Annotated in this window: 5 protein-coding genes; 3 read left to right on the top strand and 2 right to left on the bottom strand. The window is 66.7% G+C overall.

Features of this window, described 5'->3' with window-relative positions:
- From BRAS3809_RS13120 to BRAS3809_RS13110, 3 genes are all read left to right on the top strand, one after another.
- The coding region (locus BRAS3809_RS13120) for an MFS transporter (protein WP_035656233.1) at positions 1–631 on the top strand (631 nt) is incomplete at its 5' end.
- 21 nt (positions 632–652) lie between these two features.
- Positions 653–2,335 (top strand): FAD-dependent oxidoreductase, encoded by a 1,683-nt coding sequence (locus BRAS3809_RS13115; protein ID WP_008962580.1) that lies wholly within the window; start codon positions 653–655, stop codon positions 2,333–2,335.
- 16 nt (positions 2,336–2,351) lie between these two features.
- On the top strand, positions 2,352–4,085 hold the full coding sequence (locus tag BRAS3809_RS13110) for a thiamine pyrophosphate-requiring protein (protein ID WP_008962579.1): 1,734 nt from the start codon (positions 2,352–2,354) through the stop codon (positions 4,083–4,085).
- 48 nt (positions 4,086–4,133) lie between these two features.
- On the opposite strand, the gene hflX is transcribed toward BRAS3809_RS13110, so the two are convergent.
- Positions 4,134–5,513, bottom strand: a complete 1,380-nt coding sequence (hflX, locus tag BRAS3809_RS13105) for a GTPase HflX (RefSeq protein ID WP_008962578.1) — start codon at positions 5,511–5,513, stop codon at positions 4,134–4,136.
- 11 nt (positions 5,514–5,524) lie between these two features.
- Entirely contained in the window at positions 5,525–5,773 is a 249-nt protein-coding gene (hfq, locus tag BRAS3809_RS13100) for an RNA chaperone Hfq (protein WP_006613906.1), read from the bottom strand.
- Positions 5,774–5,907: the final 134 nt, after the last annotated feature.

The following is a 5,907-nucleotide window of genomic DNA, read 5'->3' as shown; positions in this document are numbered from 1 at the left end:
GTTCACCCATCGCCGCCTGCTGCCGACGCTGCTGCTGTGGGTGATGTTCTTCATGAACATGATGGACATCTACTTCCTCAACAGCTGGCTGCCGACGCTCACGCATGGCGTCGGGCTCGACGTCGAGGCGGCGATCGCCGTGGGCGTGGCGTTCCAGCTCGGCGGCATGCTCGGCACGATCGGGCTCGGCGTGCTGATCGAACGGTTCGGCTTCGACCGCGTCCTGTTCGTGACCTATGTCGCCGGCTTCCTGTCGATCATCACCATCGGCATCGCCGGCGCGTCCCTGCCGATCCTGGTGCCGGCCGTTTTCATTGCCGGCGTCGCCGTGATCGGCGGGCAGATCGGCTGCAACGCCTATGCGGCGCGGATCTACCCGACCTACATCCGCGGCACCGGGATCGGCTGGGCGCTCGGCATCGGCCGCTTCGGCTCGATCCTCGGCGTGACGCTCGGCGGCCTGATGCTGGCGGCGAAATGGGACGTCGCCGCGCTGTTCCAGGCGAGCGCCGTGCCGCAGCTGTTCTCGGCGCTGGTGATCCTGGGACTGGCCGTCCTCAGCATGCGCGGCAGCCTTCCGACCGCCGATGACCCCCAGCGCAATCCGCTCTCGGCAGCCGAGCGCGCATAGAATCCAGCGAGAGAAACTGACATGAAGACGCTACAGACCCAGGTCCTCATCATCGGCGCAGGCCCGGTCGGACTGACCGCTGCCATGGACCTCGCCTCGCGTGGCATCGATGTCGTGGTTGCGGAGATCAGGCGCGCCGGCGAGCCGCCGAACGTGAAATGCAACCACGTCTCGGCACGCTCGATGGAGGTGTTTCGCCGGCTCGGGATCGTCCAGCAGGTCCGCAACGGCGGCCTGCCCGCCGATTTTCCCAATGACTGTGCCTATCGCACGACGGTGGTCGGCCGCGAGCTCACGCGCATTCCGATTCCGTCGCGCCAGGACCGCTACACGGCCAAAGGAGGACCGGACACGGACTGGCCGACGCCCGAGCCGCCGCATCGCATCAACCAGATCTATCTGGAGCCGATCCTGTTCGCCTGCGCCGAGGCGCAGCCCGGCATCACCCTACTCAATCGCGTCCAGCTCGAGACGTTCGAGCAGGGCGACACCGGCGTGATCGCGCGGGCGCGCGATCTCGACACCGAGCAGGACATCACGATCTCGGCCGACTATTTGATCGGCTGCGACGGCGGCCGCTCCACCGTGCGCCGGCTGATCGGCTCCCGTCTCGGCGGCACCGACGTGGTCCAGCGCGTGCAATCGACCTACATCCATGCGCCCGCGCTGAAGGACCTGATCACCCAGAAGCCGGCCTGGATGACGATGTCGCTCAACCCGCGGCGCTGCGGCACCACGGTGGCCATCGACGGTCGCGACAACTGGCTGATCCACAACCACCTGGCGGCCGACGAGATCGAGTTCGACAGTGTCGATCGCGACTGGGCGCTGCGCACCATCCTGGGCGTCGACGAGCGTTTCCAGTACGAGATCATCAGCAAGGAGGATTGGATCGGCCGTCGGCTGGTGGCCGATCGCTTCCGCGACCGTCGCGCCTTCATCTGCGGCGATGCCGCGCATCTGTGGATCCCCTATGCGGGCTACGGCATGAATGCCGGGATCGCCGACGCGGTCGACCTGTGCTGGATGCTGGCCGGTGTCATCCAGGGCTGGGCCGCACCCGCCCTGCTCGATGCCTATGAAGCCGAGCGGCAGCCGATCACCGAGCAGGTGTCGCATTTCGCGATGAACCATGCGCTCGCCGTGATGAGCCAGCGGCGCGGCGTGCCCAAAGAGGTGGAATTCGACGGTCCCGACGGCGATGCCGCGCGAGCCAGGGTCGGCCAGGCCGCCTACGATCTCAACGTGCAGCAATATTGCTGCGCCGGCCTGAACTTCGGCTACTACTACGAGGGCTCGCCGGCCATCGCCTATGACGGCGAGACGCCGCCGCCCTATGGCATGGGGCATTTCACGGCATCGACCGTGCCGGGTGCACGCGCCCCGCATGTCTGGCTGGCGGATGGACGTTCGCTGCTGGATGCGCTCGGCCCGGCCTACACGCTGCTGCGGTTCGATCCGGCCGTCGATGTCGCGCCGCTGCAAGAGGCCGCCGCCCGGCAAAGCGTTCCCATGGCGCTGGTCGACGTCGACCGAACCAAGTCCGGCTACGGCTTCGCGGAGAACCTGCTGATGCTGCGGCCCGACTCGCACATCGCCTGGCGTGGCATGGCCTCGCCGGCCCATCCCGGCCAGCTCTTCAATCGTCTGCGCGGTCTGGCAGACCAACCCGAGGCCGTGCGCCGTGACACCGTCGTCGCCTGATCCTGATCGCGGCGCGATGACGAGCCATCGCACCGCTCACCACTTTCTCGAGGCACTGGTCGATCTCGGCATCGACTACATCTTTGCCAATCTCGGCACCGACCACGTCTCGCTGATCGAGGAGATCGCGCGCTGGGACAGCGAGGGCCGTGTTCACCCCGAGGTGATCCTGTGTCCGCACGAGGTGGTCGCAGTGCACATGGCCATGGGGGTAGCTTTTGCGACGGGCCGCGGCCAGGCCGTGTTCGTTCATGTCGATGCCGGTACCGCGAATGCCTGCATGGCTGTTCAGAATGCCTTCCGCTATCGGCTTCCCGTCCTGCTCGTTGCGGGACGGGCACCGTTCACGATCCATGGCGAACTGCCGGCGGGACGCGACACCTATGTGCATTTCGTGCAGGACAGTTTCGACCAGGCGAGCATCGTCAGGCCCTATGTGAAGTGGGAGTACACGCTGCCGTCCGGCGCCGTCGTGAAGGAAGCGCTGGCCCGCGCGGCTGCATTCATGCACAGCGATCCGCCGGGGCCGGTCTACATGATGCTGCCGCGCGAGACGCTTGCCGAAACCTGGGACGAAGCCGCAATGCCGTCCTACCTGCCTGCGCGCTATGGCAGCGTCCGAGCCGGCGGCATCGAGCCGAAGCGCGCCGAGGCGATCGCAGACGCCCTCATGGCGGCGGACTGCCCGGTCGCGCTGACGGCCTATCTCGGGCGCAATCCGGACGCCGTGTCGGTGCTCGAGCGGCTGGCTGTGGTCTGCGGCATCCGTGTCGCCGAGTTCAATCCCGTCACGATGAACATCTGCCAGGACTCGCCCTGCTTCGCCGGCTCCAACCCCGCCGGCCTTATCGCGGGGGCCGATCTCGGGCTGCTCATCGACATCGATGTGCCGTTCGTTCCGCAGATGCTGAAGGCGCCTGATCGGCTGCGCTGGATCCAGATCGATGTCGACGCGCTCAAGGCCGACATCCCGATGTGGGGGTTCGCCACCGATCTTCGCGTCCAGGGCGATTCAGCCGTCATTCTGCGCCAGGTGCTGGACATCGTCGTCGCGCGCAGCGACGAGTCCTATCTGAAGAAGGTGCGTGAGCGGATCACAAGCTGGAGGCCTGCCCGCGAGGCTGCGGAGGCCGCGCGGATCTCTGCGGCCGCACAAAAGGGGTCGCGCGGCGCGATCAATCCAGCCCATCTGTTTGCACGGTTGCAGGCGCTGCTGTCGGAAGACGACATCGTGATCAACGAAGCGGTCCGCAACGCACCTGTCCTGCAGCAGCAGCTGCGCCGCACCAGGCCGATGACCTATGTGGGTCTCGCCGGCGGCGGCCTGGGCTTCAGCGGCGGCATGGCGCTCGGGCTGAAGCTGGCCAATCCGTCACGCCGCGTCGTCCAGGTCGTCGGCGATGGCGCTTTTCATTTCGCGGCGTCCGACTCCGTCTTCGCCGTCTCGCAACAATATCAACTTCCGATCCTGACGGTGGTCCTCGACAACAATGGATGGCAGGCCGTCAAGGCGTCTGTCCAACGCGTGCATCCGGACGGCGCCGCGCAGCACAGAGACGCGTTCCTTTCGCGGCTGTCCACCGGTCGTCCAGGTGAGCAGCGCCGCTTCGCCGATATCGCCTGTGCGTTCGGCGCTCATGGCGAGCGGGTCGACGATCCCGACGCACTCGACGCCGCGATCGGCCGATGTCTTGCCACGCTCGACGGCGGCCGCTCCGCGGTGCTGCACGTCGACGTCACGCCGCTATAGCCGGTCGGACAAGCCGCATGGCGGCGGTCGAGCGCAACGAGGCGGCGCTTACGCCACCCGCGGCACGCCGTGATAGCGCTCGACGACGATGTCGCGCTTGGTCGCGTCCACGCGCACGGTCATGTCGTAATGGCCTTCGTGCAGCTCCTTGCTGAGCACTTCGGCATTGCGATGCAGCCAGGAGATGCCCGCGCCGTCGGCGGCGTCGATGGTCAGGTCGAGCGTCGTACGCGCCGCCGCGAGCCGGTCCTCGATCGCCTGCAGCAGCGCCTCGACGCCCTCGCCGGTTTCGGCCGACACCATGAAGCACGGCCGCTCCGGCGGGCGCCGCGCGGCGATATTGGCGAGGTTCTCGCGCGCCGCGTCGTCGAGCCGGTCGATCTTGTTCCAGACCTCGATGATGGTGTCGGTGGCCTCGGGATCGATGCCGAGCTGGCTGAGCACGAGCTCGACGTCGTGCTGCTGCGCCTCGGCGTCCTCATGCGACATGTCGCGGACATGCAGGATGACGTCGGCCTCCAGCACCTCCTCCAGCGTGGCGCGGAAGGCGGCGACGAGCTGCGTCGGCAGGTTGGAGATGAAGCCGACGGTGTCCGACAACATCGCCTTGCCGCCATGCGGCAGGCTGATCGCGCGCAGGGTCGGATCGAGGGTGGCGAACAGCATGTCGGCGGCCTGTACGTCGGCGCGCGTCAGGCGGTTGAACAGCGTCGACTTGCCGGCATTGGTGTAGCCGACCAGCGCGACGACGCGATACGGCACGCGCTGCCGCCCGGCGCGATGCAGCCGGCGCGTCGCCTGCACCTTCTTCAGCTCGTTCTCGAGCCGGGTGATGCGGTCGCCGATCAGGCGGCGGTCGGCCTCGATCTGGGTCTCGCCGGGGCCGCCCATGAAGCCGAAGCCGCCGCGCTGGCGCTCGAGATGGGTCCAGGAGCGCACCAAGCGGCTGCGCTGATAGTTGAGATGCGCGAGCTCGACCTGCAGCGCGCCCTCCTTGGTCTTGGCGCGGCGGCCGAAGATTTCGAGAATCAGACCGGTGCGATCGAGCACCTTGGTGTTCCAGGCCTTCTCCAGATTGCGCTGCTGGATCGGCGACAAGGCGCAATCCATCACCACGAGCTCGGCGCCCTGGCTCGCGATCACGCCGGCGATCTCGTCGACCTTCCCCTTGCCGAGATAGGTCGCCGGACGGATCTGCCCGATCAAAGCGAGGATCGATTCGGCGACCGTCAGGTTGATGGCGCGCGCCAGCCCCGCGGCCTCGTCGATCCGCGCCTCGACATCACGCATCTCGGAATGGCTGGCCGGCGCTCCATCGTCGCCACGGCGTGTCCGCAAGTACGGGCCGACCACGATGACTCGGCCCGTTGTCTTGACGTCATCCGGCCTGGCAAGGCCGATGGTCCCTTCGCGATCGCGGGGTTCCAATCAGGTCACTCTCACGCAGAGGCGTCCTCGCCGCCCTCGAACAGCTGGATCGGAGCACCCGGCATGATGGTGGAGATCGCATGCTTGTAGACGAGCTGCGAATGGCCGTCGCGCCGGAGCAACAGGCAGAAATTGTCGAACCATGTGACAATCCCCTGCAGTTTCACGCCGTTGACCAGGAAGATCGTGAGCGGTGTCTTGGTTTTGCGGACGTGGTTCAGAAACGTGTCTTGTAGGTTTTGTGCGCGGTCTGCCGCCATTGTTGTTATCTCGCAGTCTTGTGCTTTTTCTTATTGAACCTGCGGCGACCCGATTGCCGGCCTCGGTGCCGTCGCGGTGACCCATGATCCATTGAGATCCCCCTCGAGGGATCATGGGACGCGCGATTAGAGGA

It is taken from the genome of Bradyrhizobium sp. STM 3809 (assembly GCF_000239795.1).
Taxonomy (GTDB): domain Bacteria; phylum Pseudomonadota; class Alphaproteobacteria; order Rhizobiales; family Xanthobacteraceae; genus Bradyrhizobium.
Note: the sequence above shows the minus strand (reverse complement) of the source record. Positions and strands in the feature narration are given on the sequence as shown.